This window comes from Rhodococcus shunpengi, from assembly GCF_048381395.1.
Lineage (GTDB): Bacteria > Actinomycetota > Actinomycetes > Mycobacteriales > Mycobacteriaceae > Rhodococcus.
In genome coordinates, this window is record NZ_JBLWIU010000008.1 from 177,332 (window position 1) to 193,578 (window position 16,247).

A 16,247-nucleotide genomic window follows, 5' to 3' on the forward strand; every position below is an offset into this window, starting at 1 on the left:
CACCGAGCCGATCCCGTAGGAGACGGTTGTCGTAGGCGTGTGCCACCATGGGCGCGATCGAAGCGAGAGGGAAGCTGTGTCGACTGCCGACCTGTACCGCCTGACGCGGCTGCGCGATCAGCACGCCGCGTGGACGCTGCTGCGCGCCGACCACGCCCCCGCAATCCTCGGGATGCTGGGACGACACTTCGATCGGGGAACCCGGCGACTTCCCGCCCCCGAACTGTTCGCCCGCCTCGACGCAGACCTGCAGGACCTCCGCGACCAGGGATTCGACCTTCCACGCACCGCCCAGGCCTACTGCGCAGATTGGGTGCGCGCCGGATTTCTGCTCCGACGTGCCGATACGGGCTCGCGCGAAGAGACGCTGGAGCCGACCGAGTCCGCATTCGTCGCACTGAATTTCGTTGCGCAACTGACGACCGACACCAGTTCGATCACGGAATCACGACTGACAACCCTGTCGAGCCAGTTGCAGGCGCTGGCTCGCGATTCGGACCCACGGAGCGAAACCCGTCTGGCAACGCTGCGGGCCGAGCGCGACGCACTCGACCGGCAGATCGCAGCGGTGGAATCCGGCGACTTCCCTGTCCTCGATGGCCCACGGGCCGCGGAACGCGTGTCGGAGATCCTCGCGCTTGCCGGCGAGATCCCCGGGGATTTCGCACGAGTACGGGCCGCACTCGAAGGGCTCAATCGCGAGTTGCGCGCACGGATCCTCGACGACGAAGGCGACCGCGGCGACACTCTGGGCGAGGTCTTCCGAGGTGTCGACCTCATCGGCAGTTCCGATGCAGGACGCAGCTTCACCGGGTTCTACGACATGATCATCGATCCTGAACGGTCTGCACAGCTCGACGACTGGATCGAGGCGGTACTGACTCGTCCGTTCGCCCGAAGCCTGTCTCCCGAGCAACGTCATCGGTTCCGATCCTTGCTCACCGAGATGGAGGACGCAGGTGGCGAAGTGCATGCGACGATGACGTCGCTGTCACGCTCACTGCGGCATTTCGTGCAGTCCCGCCATTACGAGGAACATCGCCGATTGCAACGTCTGTTGCGCTCGGCGCAACAGCACGCTCTGCAGGTGGCACCCCACCGCAAGCCTTATGAACCGCTCGACCTCGACCTGGTGCGGATCGGCATGAGTATCGAATCGGTCGCGGCATTACAGTTGCACAATCCCGCAGACGATCTGGTGTCCGAACCGGTGGTGTCGCAGACGCCAGGTGAGGTCGACCTCGACGATCTGCGGCGCATCGTCCGCGAATCGGAAATCGACATGGACGAGCTGGTCGGTAGCATAGCGGCCACACTGCGCGTGCGCGGTAGCGCGACGATCGGCGAGGTCCTGCGCGAACATCCCGCAACCCAAGGGTTGGCAAGCGCCATCGGGCTTCTGGTTCTCGCCGCCGAGCACGGACACCGCGTGGAGGGCGATGAGGAGATTTGCTGGAGCTCCCCATCCGGCGTCGAACGGGTGGCCACGGTACGCCGGCATCTGTTCGATCCCACCGATCCTGCCTTCACCACCTTGGAACAGGACAGCCTATGACCGACACCACGACCGGGCTGTATCCCGGCGACACCGGCGAACTCGAACTCGACACCCGGCGCGCATTGGTCCAGCTCCTCAAGGGTCCGCTCATTACCGCCGGCAAGCATCCCGAGGTGTGGCGGACGGTGATCCGCGACGAGCGCGTGCTGCGTTCTCGGTTGGCCGATGTGTTTCTCGATCTCGTCGTCGACGAGGACGAACAGCTCGCATTCACCCGTCCCGCCGAAACCGGCGATCACAAGGCCCCCGCAGTGTTGCGCACCGAGCGATTGACATTCATGGACACCGTGATGCTGTTGTCGCTGCGGCAGCTGCTCCTCCGCGCACAACCCGGTGATCGGGTCATTGTCGATTTCGACGAAATGGCCGGGCAGCTCGAGATGTACCGTGCGGCCACGAGTACCGACCCGGCCGGTTTCCGGCGCAGGGTCAACGCTTCGTGGGAGAAGTTGAAGAAGTACAGCCTTCTCGCGTCGACGTCGACGGAGGGTCGGATGGAAGTCTCTCCGGTGTTGCGGCAGTTGTTCGATGCCGATCAGGTTGCTGCTGTGGAAGCGGAGTTCCGGCACATCGTCGCGGAGAGTCAGCCGTGACGGCCACCCCTCCCCACCCGTCCCAGTTCCGGCTTGCCCGCGTGCAGGTGGTGAATTGGGGAACCTTACACGGTCACCACGACATTCCGATTGCGCGCAAGGGTTTCCTGATCACCGGCGCGTCGGGATCCGGAAAATCCACTCTCATCGATGCGATCTCCACGGTGCTCATGCCGGGCGGCAGTGTCCGATTCAACGCGGCCGCGCAGGAATCCGCGGCCGGTTCCGGGCGCAACTTCGTCAGTTACATCCGCGGTGCGTGGCGGCGCGAAGCCGATGTCGATACCGACTCCCTGACCGCTTCCTATCTACGTACGGGCGCCACCTGGAGTGCCGTCGCGCTCACCTACCGCACCGGCGACGGTGCCGCGCCCGTGACGCTCGTCAAGCTCATGCACCTGCGGCGTGGAGCCAACGCGAACAACGATGTCTCTCACCTGCATCTGATCTTCGATTTTGATTTCGACCTGATCGATCTCGAGCCGTTCGCCGGCCGCGGTATCGACACCCGGGGCATCCGAAAGCGTTGGCCCGGGGCTACTGTCAATCCCAGTTACACGCCGTTCGCTCGCGCCTTCCGCGCGAAGCTGGGCATTTCGTCGGAGGCGGCCCAACGGTTGTTGCACCGAACACTGTCGGCCAAGAGTCTGAACAGTCTCGATCAGTTGCTGCGCGACTACATGCTCGACGAACCCGACACCTTCGCGATGGCCGATCGCGCGACGTCCCAGTTCCGCGACCTGCGCGAGGCGCACCGTGTCGTCGTCGACGCGCGTCGGCAAGTCGAGGCACTCGATCCCCTTGTCGGTCTCGCGGAGGTTCGCCGCCGAGGCCTCCAGCAACAACGCGAACTACAGGAAGAGAACGACCACCTCGACGCCGTGCATGCCCGGATGACGGTGGATCTGCTGCGAGAGAAGCTCGACGAGGCCTACGCACAGATCGGACTGTTGCAGACTGCCGTCGACAAGACCTCGGTGGAAGCCGAGCGCGCGGCCGAGCGCACCCTCGATCTGCGGGTGCGGCTCGAAACCACCGACGGTGGACGGTTGTCCACTCTCAGGCTGCAACGCGACGCGGCGGAAGCCGACCTGACTCGGACCGTACAGTCACGGAGCAGGTTCGACACCGCCGTCGGATCGTGGGAAGCAGAGGCACCGACCACCGCTGAGGAGTTCGCGCATCTGCGAGCCCAGCTCGAAACGGAGTTGCGTGAGCTCGACGCGACAGTCGGTACACGCAGAAACGATGTGTACGAGGTGGTGCGAGCACTCGGCACACTGCGTTCCGAACACCGACAACTCATCGCCGACCGAGAGCTGCTCGCCCGGCGACGCTCCAATCTCGATCCCGCTCTACTGCGGATACGCGAACTGGTCTGCACCGCAGCTGGTCTCAGCGAAGACATGTTGCACTTCGCGGGCGAACTCCTCGAAGTGCGCTCCGAGCATGCCGAGTGGACCGGCCCCATCGAGCGCGTACTCGGCGGGCTTGCTCGCACGATGCTCGTACCCGACGAATATTATTCACGCGTTGCAGCAGTGGTCGACGCGCAGCATCTCGGCACCCGGTTGGTGTACCGCCGGGTGCGTACTCGTTCCGGCCGACCTGCCACCCCGGCGAGCGGTGATGAATCGCTGGTTCGAAAACTGGACGTGCGGCCGGGACCGCTCGCAGCGTGGCTGCAGCACCACCTCGCCGAGCGTTTCGACTATGCGTGCGTGGCGACCGTCGACGACCTGAGAGGTGTGCCGCGCGGCGTGACCCGGGCCGGTCAGGTCAAGCACGGCGGCGAGCGGCACGAGAAGGACGACAGGTACCGCGTCGACGACCGCAGCCGATGGGCGCTCGGGTTCGACAACGAAACCAAGCTCTCCGATCTGCGTCGCCGCATCGGCGAGGTCGAATCCGAGATCGCCCGCCTGCAACGTCGGCAGGAGTTGCTCGAGCACGCAGAGTGCACGGTACAGCAGCGTCGACACGCGGCGGAGATCATCCTCGACACGACCTGGGCCGACATCGACGTCGAAGCGGCCGAGGCAGCGGTTGGCGCGATCGAGCATCGACTCGAGGGATGGTTGCAGGGCAATGCCGAGTACGCCTCGCTCACGCTCGATCTTGCCCGTGCGGAAACCGAGGAGAAGGAGGCCCGCGCAGCGTATACCGCAGCCGGATCCGGTCTCGAACGCCACCGTGGCGATGTGGAGCACACTCGGCAGCGGCTTGCAGAAGTGGAAGCACACGCCGATTCGGCGGTTCCCAACGGGATCGACAAGCGCATCCGCGCACGCTTCGATGCTGCCGCACGTCGACCGACGAGCGAGAACATCGACCGGTTGCTGCATACCGTCGGACGAACCATCACGGACGAGCACCGTGCGGCGCTCACGAGAACCACGGACGCCGAGCGGCGCATCACCGCGATCCTCACCGCCTATCTCGCCGAATGGGAGTCACGACGCGCCGAGATGCGCTCCGACGCAGAGTACGTAGACGATGCTCTCGCGGTGCTCACTCGACTGCGCAACGACGGATTACCCGCATACGAGGACGAGTTCTTCCGGCTACTCAACGACCAATCGAGCCGCAACATCGGAGAGCTGGCCCGCGCGATCCGCAGGGCACCGGGCGAGATCCGTTCCCGTATCGAGCCGGTGAACGAATCGCTCCGGCGTTCTCCGTTCGACACCGACCGGACTCTGCGGATCGATGTGAAGGATCGGCGTTCGCCTGCCGCGGCCGATTTCCTCGCGGAACTGCAGCGCATTGTCAGCGGCTCGTTCAAGGAAGAGGACCGGGTCGCCGCCGAGCAACGGTTCGAACAGATGGAGCGGATCCTCGAACGCCTCGACTCGGGCGAACCCGCCGACCGGCGCTGGCGGCAGTTGGTACTGGACACCCGCCTGCACGTCGGCTTCATCGGAGTCGAGGTCGACGGGGAGGGCGTGGACGTCAATTTCCACGACTCCAGCTCCGGCCTGTCGGGTGGGCAGGCCCAGAAACTGGTGTTCTTCTGTCTCGCCGCCGCCCTGCGCTATCAGCTGGCGGCATCGGGGGAAGAGTTGCCGCGCTACGGCACGGTGATCCTCGACGAGGCATTCGACCGTGCAGATCCTGCGTACACGCGGCGAGCACTCGACGTGTTCACCCGATTCGGTTTCCATATGGTGCTCGCGACGCCGCTGAAGTTGCTGCAAACCCTCGACGATTACATTGATGGGGTGGCCGCGGTGAGCATCAGGGACAAGAAGTACTCGCAGCTGGCCTTGTTGCCGATCCGCAGCGCGGAGGAGCCCCGCGAGTGAGTACAGTGTGCGTGCCGCCGTCAGCCGTAAGTACCAGGGCAGAGACGGCCTACCGGAATCGTCGCAGCAAGTGGGTGGCCGATCCAATTGCAGCCGAATCCGATTCACTGTCGATTGCGTTGCACCCACCCTCGGAACGGCAGGTCGCGGAGGATCCCGACGCCGTGGTCGCATGGGTGCGCGCCTGGCAGATGCACCGCGGAATCGGTCGCGTGCACTGGGAGACGCGGCGCTGGCCGAGCTTCGGCACGCAGGATGTGCCGGTGCGGGTCGTGTTTGCAGGTCCCGGTGAGATTGCCGCCGCGGCAGGCCGGATGTCCGAATGGCACAGGCTCACCGCCCGGCGGGTGCAGTTGGTGGAGATTCTGGCACCCGGTACCCCCGCGCTTGCCGACGCGATCGGCTCGACGCTTTCACGGTGGCTCGAACTCGGCGAAGCCGACTTCGTGCGCCTTGTCGGCGTGGTCCGGTGGCTGGCCGACCATCCGGCTTCGGACGTTTTCATTCGGCAGCTTCCGGTGCCCGGTGTGGATACCAAGTGGATTTCGCGGCATCGCGGACTGGTCGAGGTACTTCTCGAAGGCGCTGTGGGGAATCGTGACCTCGGTGTGCGTTCGGTGCCTCGATTGTGCGAAATTGCGGTTTGTGACCGCACCTTGCTACCCACGGCACCGCGACATTGTGCAGCGCCGCTGGACGAGCTCGCCGAGTTGCCGCTCCACCCGGAGCGCATACTGGTCCTCGAGAACAAAGAGGGCCTCCATGCGCTGCCTGATCTGCCGGGCACCGTGGCCGTACACGGCAGTGGTTACGCAGTGCACGAACTGGCCGCACTATCCTGGCTCGCCGACTCGGATGTCGTTTACTGGGGTGATCTCGACACGCACGGCTTCGTGATTCTCGACCGTTTCCGCGCTTACCTGCCTGACGTGCGCAGTTTCCTCATGGACCTCCACACCCTGGAAGCGTGGAGTGCTCTCGCGGTAGAGGAACCGTCCCCCAGCTCGCACGTGCCGATGCGACTGACGCCCGCGGAAAATGAGGTCTTCACGCGGTTGCGCGTGGAACGACTCCGCCTCGAGCAGGAGCGGATTCCGTGGCCGCACGTGATGGAGGAACTTGCCCGCGCCTTCACCGGCGCGATCGGACATGATCGAGACTCGACCAGGATGGATCCGACCGCGCTTGGAGAAGGAGTCTCATGACCGAACCGGCCCTCCGCTCACCCCTCGAGATCGTGGCGCGACTGACCGTCGAGGAGAGGGCGTCGCTCACCAGCGGCCTCGACTTCTGGCACACCGAACCGATTGCGCGCGAGAATATCCCCTCGATCATGCTCACCGACGGGCCACACGGTGTGCGGAAACAGACCGCCGAGGGCGACCATCTCGGTCTGCACTCGTCCGTGCCCGCGACCTGCTTCCCGCCTGCCGTCGCGCTGGGGTGTTCCTTCGACCCGGAGTTGCTCGAGCGCGTCGGCGCGGCGTTGGGCGCGGAGGCCCGTGCACTGCAGGTCGGTGTCCTGCTCGGGCCCGGTATCAACATCAAGCGCTCCCCGCTGTGCGGGCGGAACTTCGAATACCTGTCTGAGGACCCGCTGCTCTCCGGTGTTCTGGGCGCCGCGCTCGTGCGCGGCCTGCAGTCGCAGGGTGTCGGTGCGTCGCTCAAGCATTTCGCGGCGAACAACCAGGAGACCGACCGGATGCGGGTCTCCGCCGACGTCGACCCGCGGCCACTGCGGGAGATCTATCTGCGTGCCTTCGAGCGGGTCGTGCGCGACGCGCAGCCGTGGACGGTGATGTGCTCGTACAACCGGATCAACGGGGTGTACTCGTCCCGTAACCCGTGGCTGCTCACCGACGTCCTGCGCGACGAGTGGGGTTTCGAGGGTCTGGTCGTGAGCGATTGGGGTGCTGTCGACGACCGCGTCGCGTCCCTCGCGGCAGGTCTGGATCTCGAGATGCCGTCCACAGGAGGTCGTACGGACGCCGAGATCGTCGCGGCGGTACGGGCGGGCACGGTCGACGAATCGGTCCTCGACACGGCAGCCGCGCGGGTGATCGAACTGGTGCAGAAGGCCGTCGCTGCGTCCGATCCCCGCGCGACCTTCGACGCCGATGCCCATCACGCCCTCGCACGCGAGGTGGCCGGGCAGAGCATCGTGCTGCTCCGCAACGAGAACGACCTGCTTCCCCTCGCCACCGACGCGAACATCGCGGTGATCGGCGAACTGGCCCGCACGCCGCGCTACCAGGGCGCCGGATCGTCCCGGATCGAACCGACGCGCCTCGACAACGCGCTCGACGAGATCCGGTCGCTGTCCGGCCGGGACGTTCCCTTCGCCGCCGGTTACGCGCTCGACGGATCGGACTCGGCCGCACTCGTCGACGAGGCGGTGAAGCGTGCCGCAGACGCCGATATCGCGGTCGTGTTCCTCGGTGTACCCGCCGAACTCGAATCCGAGGGCTTCGACCGTGACGATCTCGAACTCCCGCACAGCCAGATCGCACTGCTCGACGCGGTGCTGGTGGCGAACCCGAAGGTCGTCGTCGTGTTGTCCAACGGTGGTGTCGTGCGGTTGAGCGGCTTCGCCCATCGTGTTCCTGCGATCGTCGAAGGGTGGTTGCTCGGGCAGGCCGGTGGCGGTGCGGTCGCCGACGTGCTCTACGGGCAGGTGAATCCGAGTGGGCGACTCGCAGAGACCGTCCCGATCCGTCTCGAGGACACCCCGGCACACACGAACTTCCCGGGCGAGCACGGCCACGTACGGTACGGCGAAGGGCTGTTCGTCGGATACCGCTCGTACGACGCGCGTCGCCTCGACGTGTCCTTCCCCTTCGGTCACGGCTTGTCGTACACGACGTTCGAATACTCCGATGCCGCTGTGGAATCCGACGGCGATCTCACGGTGCACGTCACCGTCACCAACACGGGTGGGCGTGCGGGCGCCGAGGTCGTGCAGGTGTACGCCGGTGCACCCGGTTCGTCCGTTGCGCGGGCGCCGCGAGAGTTGAAGGGCTTCACCAAGGTCCGTCTGGATTCCGGCGAATCGCAACGTGTCGCCGTGAGTATCCGACGCGACGACCTCGCCTACTGGGACACCCGCGTCGATTCCTGGGTGGTCGAAGATGGCACGTACAGCATCGACATCGGTGCGTCGAGCCGCGACATCCGGCAGACGCTCACCGTCGACATGACGGGCGACGCGGTGCGAATTCCGCTGACGATGGAGTCGTCTCTCGGAGAACTGTTCCAGAACCCCGCGGCCGCCGAGATCGTCCTGCAGGCGTTCGGTTCGCTCGGCGGCGAGGTCGGGGTCGACGAGAGTGTTCTGAAGATGGCGGCGTCGATGCCGCTCGGTCGTCTCGCCGGGTTCGCTCCGGGGGTCGAGCCGGAGCAGATCCAGCAGCTTCTCGATATCGCCGATCAGCAGGAATGAGCGTCACGACCCGGCCGTGAGGAGTACTTTCAGCGCACCGGTCTCGCCGGCACGGGAGAACACGTCGTAGGCCTGTTCGAACTCGTCGAGCGCGAACCGGTGCGTGATCATCGGCGACGTGTCGAGCTGACCACTGCTCACGAGACCGATCAGTGTGGGCGTCGAGTAGGTGTCGACCAGGCCGGTGGTGATCGTCAGGTTCTTGATCCAGATGTCCTCGAGGTGCAGGGTCGCAGGTTTGCCGTGCACGCCGATGTTCGCGACGTGTCCGCACGGCCTGACGAGCGCGACCGCCTGCTCGAACGTTTCGGGATAGCCGACGGCCTCCACGGTGACATCGGCGCCGAGACCTCCCGTGAGATCTCGGACGACGGCCGCCGCGTCCTCGCGACCGCTGTTGACCACGACGTTAGCCCCGAACGCCTTCGCCGCGTCGAGGCGACTGTCGGCGAGGTCGACGGCGACGATGCGGCTCGGGCTGAACAGTCGTGCGGCGAGGATCGCGGCGAGTCCGATGGGTCCGGCTCCGATGACGACGACGACGTCGGCCGGTCGAAGACAGCCGTTGAGTACGCCGACCTCGTAGGAGGTGGGCAGAATGTCGGCGAGCATGAGCATCTGCTCGTCGCTCACGCCGTCGGGAATGCGGTGGGTCGAATTGTCGGCGTACGGAACTCGGACCAGTTCGGCCTGGGTGCCGTCGATCAGGTGCCCGAGGATCCAGCCGCCGCCTCCGAGGCACTGCCCGTACCGGCTCTCGCGACAGAAGCGGCACGTACCGCACGCGGTGATACACGAGACGAGCACTCGGTCGCCGGGAGCGAGTGTCTGCACTCCGTCCCCCACCTCGACCACGGTGCCGACGGCCTCGTGGCCGAGGATCCGGCCGTCGGTCACCTCGGGCACATCCCCTCCGAGGATGTGCAGGTCGGTGCCGCAGATGGTGACCGCGTCGACCCGCACCACCGCGTCGGTACTGTCCTGGATGGTTGCGGCGGGAACGTCCTCCCACGATCGTTTTCCCGGTCCGTGAAATACCAGTGCCTTCACAGTCAGGCCTTTCGCCGACGGTTTCGGTCCTATTTCAGGGTGCCACGAGCGATACAGGGATCGGAACCTTTCGGGGCAACGAGCATCTCCGGCCGTTGCCTTCGGAGGCTACGATTCGATCGAGCCGATCGGGCGAACGGCCTGCAGCACCATCACCCTGCCGTTGACTCCGTAGACATACACGGTGTCGGACAACTCGAACGGGTACGGGTCGAGGCGGACGCGGCGCTCGCCCACGATCAACGGCGAGTCGGTAGGAGACCAGGCACTCGGGTCGTAGACGACGCGGGATATCGGGCCTGTCCGTAGCTGCAGTGCGGTGATCAGATCGGGAAGTTCGGTGGCAAGGTTGTTCGTTCGCGGCCACCAGGTGGCGTCGATGTAATCCTTCGGGTCCGTACGTAGATGCACTCGCGGGGTCGGGGTAGGCGTGCGCGGCGGTAGGGATGGCGTGGACCGAGGTGCTGGCGTCATGGGACGCTCCCGTCGTGGCCTCCGGGAAGACCGGCTCGTCGACTCCGGCATGGCGCAACTGGGTGGTTTGCGCATGATGCCGTCGGATACAGCCGAGCCTACGCCTCCGTGTACGCGACCGGAGTGCAGCAGAATCGACTCGATCCGGATCGCGCATCGCCGTGGACACGCCGATCGGCGGTCCATACCGGTTGCAGCATGCGTCTGTCGGCCGGATGGGCGGCGAACCGGTCGGCCAGGGCCTGGGTCGTGGCCTGCACACCGCCGACGGTCGCAATCGGCGCGTCGACGTGGAACCCCCACCCGTCGGTGGTGAACCAGCAGCGCATGGGGAGCAGAGGCGCACCGGTGTCGATCGCAAGCCGAGCCGGACCGGGCGGCATGCACACCGGTTCACCGAAGAAGGAAACCGGCACGTCGGTTCCGGACAGATCACGCTCACCGAGCAGCCCGACTATCCGTCCCTGTCGAACCCGGGCGGTCAGCTGTTCCAACGGTGGCGCAGTGTGCCACCGGTGAGCGGAACGATCTCGAATCCCAGGCCTTCACGAAACCGGACGAAGCGCCGGAACAGTGATTCCGGTTGTAACCGCTCGGCCACGACGGTCGGTGTGCCGGCCCTCTGGACAATCCACACTCCCGCCAGGTCCCAGTTACCGCCTGTGCAGCAACGCCAGCACCATGCCGCGTCCACGAGCGGCCGCTTCGTGGATGTGGTCGAGTCCGGTGGCTGCAGAGTCGATGGTCTCGGCAAGCTGCACGGATCCATCGACGGCAACCGTAATGTTCGAGCATGCACCGACCGCTCGCGATCGCGACGCGGGTAGGCTGGGAGATGTCGGTGAGCACGAGACCATCCGCTCTCGTCGTCACCGTCCAATGAGCAGGCCGCTGAGCGGCCTAGTCAGGAGCGTCGCCATGACGCTGCACCACGACCGACTCCGTTCGGATCGACCCATTTCTTCGCCCTCTCACCACGCATCCACGCCTCCGGCGCGGTTGTCGCTGACACCCGGGCACCCGACCATGGGTCCCGTGGACGGGGCTTGGTGGCCGCACTCGGACGACCTGTCCGCCGAACTCGACGGACTCGAAACGCTGCTGGCGGGCCGAGCCGGCGTACTCGCCCGTCTCACCTACTGCATGACTGCGTGGCAGCCCATCGAAGGGCGCAGACGCGTCAAGGACCATCCCGTCCGTCTCGACGGGTATCACTACCAGTCCGTCGGCACACTCGGTGTCCGCAGCCTGGACGGAACTCGTCGCATTCTGGTGGTCGTACCGCCGGAGACCGACCCCGTATCCGCTCGGGCGCTGCTCTATCGAGCGTCGGAACGGTCGAACATGCTCACTGCGGAGGAGTTGTTGACCGCCGCGAGCCGAGCCGTCTCCGGCACCTCCGAAGCACTGCAGAGTTGGGACAGCGAGGGAGGTCACGCCTCACCCACCGAAGCGGACATCGGATGCCTCTACTGACCTCGATCCGTTTCCCGCACCGGAGTGTGACATGACAGAAAGCCCACGACACCCGTTCACCGGCCGCGGCCTGGGACGTTTCCAGGCCGCCGCCGACGGCGGACAGCCCTTCGACGTCCCGACTCGCACGGTGCGTCTGCTTCTCCGCGACCCCGATGAGCACTCCCCCGGCGTCGACGGTGCATGGTGGCCGCGAGGCGACAATCTCACCGCCGAGTTGCACGATCTGGTGTCCGCACTGACCCCACGCCTGGGACGAACCGAGCGGATCGCGTTCGACTGGAATGCGCTCAGCGTGTCCCAGCGAGGCATCGATGCTCCGGACGGAATCGACATCGTCGGCCCCGCTCCGGATCAACCTTCCGGCCTGATGTACGTCTACGGCAGCGGCGAACTCCGTCTCCGCCTGCTCATCATCGCGCCCACGCTCGACGCCGACCGCGCGTACGAGGACATGCAGAAGGCCGTGGCACCGGATCTCGGAAAGATCTGATCGCTCTCCGCATTCGAAAATCGACCGCCCTCCTTCGAGAGGGTGAAAATTCGTCTCCACATCGGGAAATACACGAATTCCGTGACAACGTCACAGAAACCCCGTTCTCTGGGCCCCAGATCCCGAAAGCAGACGACCTATGAAGACACTCGCAGCGTCGATCACGGCGGTCGCCCTACTGGCAACCTCGGCGTGTAGCTCCGGCGACACCGAGTCCGGTACGGATCCTTCCTCCACCCCGGCGGATCAAGCGCAACCCGCGTACGTGGCCGAGTTGGAATCCACCATCGACCAGTTGATGCGCGACAACGCCATTCCCGGCGCGGTGATACAGATCAGCTCCCCCGACCGCGGTGACTGGACCGGTACCTTCGGCACGTCCACCCTCGACACCGACGATCCGATCTCCGCCGACGACCATGTCCGTATCGGCAGCAACACGAAGACGATGACCGTCACCGCCATCCTGCAATTGGTGCAGGAAGGTCGCATGTCGCTCGAGGACCCGGTCTCGAAGTACATCGACGGTGTCCCGAACGGCGACACGATCACCATCGCTCAGCTCGCCGAGATGCGGAGCGGCCTGTACAGCTACACCTTCGACCCGGAGTTCAACGCGACACTGGACCGCGAACCCGAGAAAGCGTGGACGCAGGAGGAGTTGCTGCAGATCGCGTTCTCTCGACCCGTGAACTTCCCGCCCGGGGAACAGTTCGAATACAGCAACACCAATACGGTGCTGCTCGGACTCGTCATCGAGGAACTGACGGGCATGCCGGTGGCGGATGCGTTCGACGAGCGCATTTTCGCTCCGCTCGAACTCGGGAACACCTCGTTCCCGGCGATCGAGGACGCGTCGATCCCGGATCCGCATCCGCAGGGCTACATGTTCGGCACCAACGTCTCCACCATCGACACCTTCGAACTGCCGGACGACCAGCAGGCCGCGGTGGTCGCAGGAACACTGAAGCCGAACGACGTGACCGACGACAATCCCTCCTGGGCGTGGACGGCGGGCGCTGCGATCTCCACCGTCGACGACATGACCAGCTATGTGAAGGCGCTGGTCGACGGTGGGTTGCTCGACCAACAGATGCAGCAGACCCGGCTCGACAGCGTGCAGTCGGTGGGCGGGGGAACCGCCGGATACGGGCTCGGCATGGCCCGGTTCGGTCCGCTGCTCGGACACGACGGGCAGCTTCCTGGCTTCATGACCTTCATGGGCCACGACCCGGACACCGATCTGACGATCGTCATCGCCACGAATCTGTCGACGGTGCCGTCGGGTGAAGGTTCGGCGCTGACCCTCGTCAAGGGCATCCTGCCGATCTTCTACGGCTCCGATTATCAGGCGCCGGGCGATCCGGCACGCGCTCCCGACGCAGAGGAGAGCGCACCCGCGCCGACGCCGGGAGGCTGATCGTACCGGCGTCCGGTGGGCAGGCACGGCCTCGGCCCCGCCGGAGTTCACCTCGCCCGGGCACGCCTCGTCGCTTCCCGTCTCGACGCCGACGAGGCGCTCGGTCATGTGACGGCCGCGGTCGTCCACGGCCTCGACGTGTGGGACGCGCCGCTGGGCCGCATCCACGTCGCGCGTCCGCCGACGCGCAGCTGCCGGGCGAGCGACGATCTGCACATCCACACCGCCGACCTGGGCGGCGACGTCGTCGACGTGGACGGTCTGCGCGTCACGTCGCTCGCTCGTACCGTCGTCGGGAGCTCCAGAGCGCGAAACGGTCATCGGTGCGCTCTACAACCCGCTCCGATGACCGGTTCGCGCTCTGTTACACCGCCTTCAGACCGAGCGAGTCGCGCAGGGTCGACCCGGGGTATTCGGTCCGGAACAGGCCGCGGCGCTGCAGTTCCGGGACCACGAGGTCGACGAAGTCGTCGAGGGAATCCGGATAGGCGGGACACATCAGGTTGAAACCGTCGCAGGCGCCCGCGGTGAACCATTCCTCGATGCTGTCGGCGACGGATTCGGCGGTGCCGATCATGGTCGCGTGACCACCACCCGCGGCGAGGTAGCCGAGCAGCTCGCGCAGGGTGGGACGACGGGTCTCGATGATGCGCTGCACCGTCGCATAGCGACCCTGCGGACCGCTGAACTCCTCGATGGGCGGCAGGTCGGCGACGGGGGCGTCGAGGTCGTGACCGGTGTAGTCCTGACCCGTGAACACGCCGAGCTGGGTGATGGCGGCGTCGACGTCGAGGAGCGCATCGAGTTCGGCCTTCTTCGCCCACGCCTCCGCTTCGGTGCGACCGACGTAGGTGACGAGTCCGGGCAGGATGGCGACCGTCCCGGGATCCCTGCCGGCCGCGGCGATCCGCGCACGCAGGTCGGTGACGTACTCGAGCGCCGCGGTCATGTCCCACGCGACGGAGTAGACGGCCTCGGCGTGACGGGCCGCCAGGTTGCGTCCGGTCTCCGAGGCGCCGGCCTGGAACAGCACCGGACGACCCTGCGGGCACCGCGGCACGGTCAGCGGACCGTCGACGCGGAAATGACTGCCCCGGTGATGGATCGGGCGGATCGCGTCGGAGTCCAGGAAGCTGCCACCCGCCCGGTCGACGAGGACACCGCCGTCACCCCACGAATCCCACAGAGCGCAGAGCACCTCGATGAATTCCTCGGCCCGCGCATACCGTTCGGCGTGCGGAGGCAGGGCGTCGAATCCGTGGTTGCGCGCTTCCTCGTCGAACATCGAGGTGACGATGTTCGCGCCCACCCGTCCCCCGCTGATGTGATCGAGCGAGGCGAGCATCCGTGCGGCATGGAAGGGCGTGAAGAAACTCGCGGAGACGGTGGTGACGAGACCGATGTGCTCGGTCGCGCGCGCCATCGCCGACAGCGCAGTCAGCGGTTCGAGGAACCAGGTGGTGCCTGCCGTGTACTTCGGGTTGACGCTGTGACCGTCGGCGAAGAACACCGCGTCGAGGCATCCCCGTTCGGCGGTGCGGGCGAGTTCCTCGAAATACGTGATGTCGCCGATGCGTCCGGCCGCGGAGTCGGGATGCCGCCACGCCGACGAATGATGCCCGACGCCGTAGAGGAAGGCGTTGAGGTGAAGGGTGCGTGGTCCGGCCATCAGTTCATCACCAGTCCCCCGTCGACCACCAGGTTCTGTCCGGTGACGGCCCGCGACCAGTCGGAGGCGAAGAACAGCACCGCCGCCGCGAAGTCCTCGGGCGTGGTGACCTTCCGCAGCGGCGTCGACGACGCGATGAGGTCGAACACCGCTTCGGGGGTCGCCGACGATGCGTCGGTCGTGCGCAGCAGACCGCCGGAGACCATGTTGACGCGGATCCCGTCGGGGCCGAGGTCGGCGGCGAAGGTGCGGGTCAGCGACAGCAGCGCGGCCTTGGCCGCGGTGTAGTCGTGGTACGGGACGACGGGGTGCTGGAACAGGTTGGTGCCGATGTTGACGATGCTGCCGCCACCGGCCTCGCGCATGCCCGGCAGAGCCGCCTGGATGATGTTGACCGCGCCGCCGACGACACCGTCGAACTGGGCTCCGAACCGGTCGTATCCGATCTCGTCTGCCTTGGGCCGAGCGTCGCCGTTGAAGGAGAAATCGGGCAGGGCGTTGTTGACGACCGTGGTGACGGGACGTCCGAAGTGCTCGCGGGCCCGGGTGAACAGCGCTTCGACGTCGGCGCGGTCGGTGACATCGGCCTTCAGCGCGACCGCCCGCTCGGGTCCGATCTTGTCGGCCAGTTCGTGAGCGCCCTCGCCGCTGCGCCGGTAGTCGAGGACGACGGCGGCTCCTTCGTCGGCGAACGCCTGCGCGATGCTGCGGCCGAGGCCGCGACCGGCGCCGGTGACGAGGACGACCTGGTTCTGCAATGACATCTTCTG

At 66.1% G+C, this 16,247-nt stretch carries 12 protein-coding genes and 1 pseudogene; 8 read left to right on the plus strand and 5 right to left on the minus strand.

The window, feature by feature from the left end:
* Positions 1-76 precede the first annotated feature (76 nt).
* From ACNJ7K_RS01710 to ACNJ7K_RS01730, 5 genes are read left to right on the plus strand one after another with little or no spacing between them, the layout of a single operon-like run.
* Positions 77-1,555: a DUF3375 domain-containing protein gene (locus ACNJ7K_RS01710; RefSeq protein WP_230825962.1), complete on the plus strand. Its 1,479-nt coding sequence runs from the start codon at positions 77-79 to the stop codon at positions 1,553-1,555.
* Entirely contained in the window at positions 1,552-2,151 is a 600-nt protein-coding gene (locus tag ACNJ7K_RS01715; RefSeq protein ID WP_033097366.1) for a DUF4194 domain-containing protein, read from the plus strand. Before ACNJ7K_RS01710 ends, ACNJ7K_RS01715 begins: the two co-directional genes overlap by 4 nt.
* The gene (locus tag ACNJ7K_RS01720; protein ID WP_487041093.1) at positions 2,148-5,456 is read left to right on the plus strand and encodes an ATP-binding protein; all 3,309 of its coding nucleotides are present in this window, start codon (positions 2,148-2,150) and stop codon (positions 5,454-5,456) included. The genes ACNJ7K_RS01715 and ACNJ7K_RS01720 overlap by 4 nt, the downstream gene beginning before the upstream one ends.
* A gap of 11 nt (positions 5,457-5,467) precedes the next feature.
* Positions 5,468-6,661: a DUF3322 domain-containing protein gene (locus tag ACNJ7K_RS01725; protein WP_231782095.1), complete on the plus strand. Its 1,194-nt coding sequence runs from the start codon at positions 5,468-5,470 to the stop codon at positions 6,659-6,661.
* A complete protein-coding gene (locus tag ACNJ7K_RS01730; RefSeq protein ID WP_487041094.1) occupies positions 6,658-8,895 on the plus strand; it encodes a glycoside hydrolase family 3 C-terminal domain-containing protein in 2,238 nt (745 codons plus the stop codon). The genes ACNJ7K_RS01725 and ACNJ7K_RS01730 overlap by 4 nt, the downstream gene beginning before the upstream one ends.
* Before the next feature lie 3 nt (positions 8,896-8,898).
* Here ACNJ7K_RS01730 and ACNJ7K_RS01735 read toward each other — a convergent pair whose 3' ends face one another.
* The 3 genes and pseudogenes from ACNJ7K_RS01735 to ACNJ7K_RS01745 form a co-directional block, all read right to left on the minus strand.
* On the minus strand, positions 8,899-9,945 hold the full coding sequence (locus ACNJ7K_RS01735; RefSeq protein WP_129978083.1) for a zinc-dependent alcohol dehydrogenase family protein: 1,047 nt from the start codon (positions 9,943-9,945) through the stop codon (positions 8,899-8,901).
* 108 nt (positions 9,946-10,053) lie between these two features.
* Positions 10,054-10,356 (minus strand): DUF5994 family protein, encoded by a 303-nt coding sequence (locus ACNJ7K_RS01740; protein WP_487041095.1) that lies wholly within the window; start codon positions 10,354-10,356, stop codon positions 10,054-10,056.
* Between the two features lie 161 nt (positions 10,357-10,517).
* Positions 10,518-11,200: pseudogene (locus ACNJ7K_RS01745) on the minus strand (phosphatidylinositol mannoside acyltransferase); the annotation flags it as partial.
* Between the two features lie 137 nt (positions 11,201-11,337).
* Here ACNJ7K_RS01745 and ACNJ7K_RS01750 point away from each other — a divergent pair.
* From ACNJ7K_RS01750 to ACNJ7K_RS01760, 3 genes are all read left to right on the plus strand, one after another.
* Positions 11,338-11,895 (plus strand): DUF5994 family protein, encoded by a 558-nt coding sequence (locus ACNJ7K_RS01750; RefSeq protein WP_228044967.1) that lies wholly within the window; start codon positions 11,338-11,340, stop codon positions 11,893-11,895.
* 31 nt (positions 11,896-11,926) lie between these two features.
* On the plus strand, positions 11,927-12,388 hold the full coding sequence (locus tag ACNJ7K_RS01755) for a DUF5994 family protein (RefSeq protein WP_064060096.1): 462 nt from the start codon (positions 11,927-11,929) through the stop codon (positions 12,386-12,388).
* A gap of 139 nt (positions 12,389-12,527) precedes the next feature.
* Positions 12,528-13,808 carry a serine hydrolase domain-containing protein gene (locus ACNJ7K_RS01760; RefSeq protein ID WP_487041096.1) on the plus strand — a complete coding sequence of 427 codons (1,281 nt, stop codon included), beginning with the start codon at positions 12,528-12,530 and terminating at the stop codon, positions 13,806-13,808.
* Between the two features lie 364 nt (positions 13,809-14,172).
* Here the strand turns inward: ACNJ7K_RS01760 and ACNJ7K_RS01765 are convergent, their stop codons facing one another.
* Together ACNJ7K_RS01765 and ACNJ7K_RS01770 are read right to left on the minus strand one after the other, a co-directional pair.
* A complete protein-coding gene (locus ACNJ7K_RS01765) occupies positions 14,173-15,477 on the minus strand; it encodes an LLM class flavin-dependent oxidoreductase (protein ID WP_487041097.1) in 1,305 nt (434 codons plus the stop codon).
* Positions 15,477-16,241: a 3-oxoacyl-ACP reductase gene (locus ACNJ7K_RS01770; protein ID WP_059382882.1), complete on the minus strand. Its 765-nt coding sequence runs from the start codon at positions 16,239-16,241 to the stop codon at positions 15,477-15,479. The genes ACNJ7K_RS01765 and ACNJ7K_RS01770 overlap by 1 nt, the downstream gene beginning before the upstream one ends.
* Positions 16,242-16,247: the final 6 nt, after the last annotated feature.

What these genes read in the sequence shown, in the direction of transcription:
- ACNJ7K_RS01715 (WP_033097366.1), top strand. Translation starts at nt 1,552, where the DNA reads ATGACCGACACCACGACCGGGCTGTATCCCGGCGACACCGGCGAACTC.
- ACNJ7K_RS01730 (WP_487041094.1), top strand. Translation starts at nt 6,658, where the DNA reads ATGACCGAACCGGCCCTCCGCTCACCCCTCGAGATCGTGGCGCGACTG.
- ACNJ7K_RS01750 (WP_228044967.1), top strand. Translation starts at nt 11,338, where the DNA reads ATGACGCTGCACCACGACCGACTCCGTTCGGATCGACCCATTTCTTCG.
- ACNJ7K_RS01755 (WP_064060096.1), top strand. Translation starts at nt 11,927, where the DNA reads ATGACAGAAAGCCCACGACACCCGTTCACCGGCCGCGGCCTGGGACGT.
- ACNJ7K_RS01760 (WP_487041096.1), top strand. Translation starts at nt 12,528, where the DNA reads ATGAAGACACTCGCAGCGTCGATCACGGCGGTCGCCCTACTGGCAACC.
- ACNJ7K_RS01765 (WP_487041097.1), bottom strand. Translation starts at nt 15,477, where the DNA reads ATGGCCGGACCACGCACCCTTCACCTCAACGCCTTCCTCTACGGCGTC.
- ACNJ7K_RS01770 (WP_059382882.1), bottom strand. Translation starts at nt 16,241, where the DNA reads ATGTCATTGCAGAACCAGGTCGTCCTCGTCACCGGCGCCGGTCGCGGC.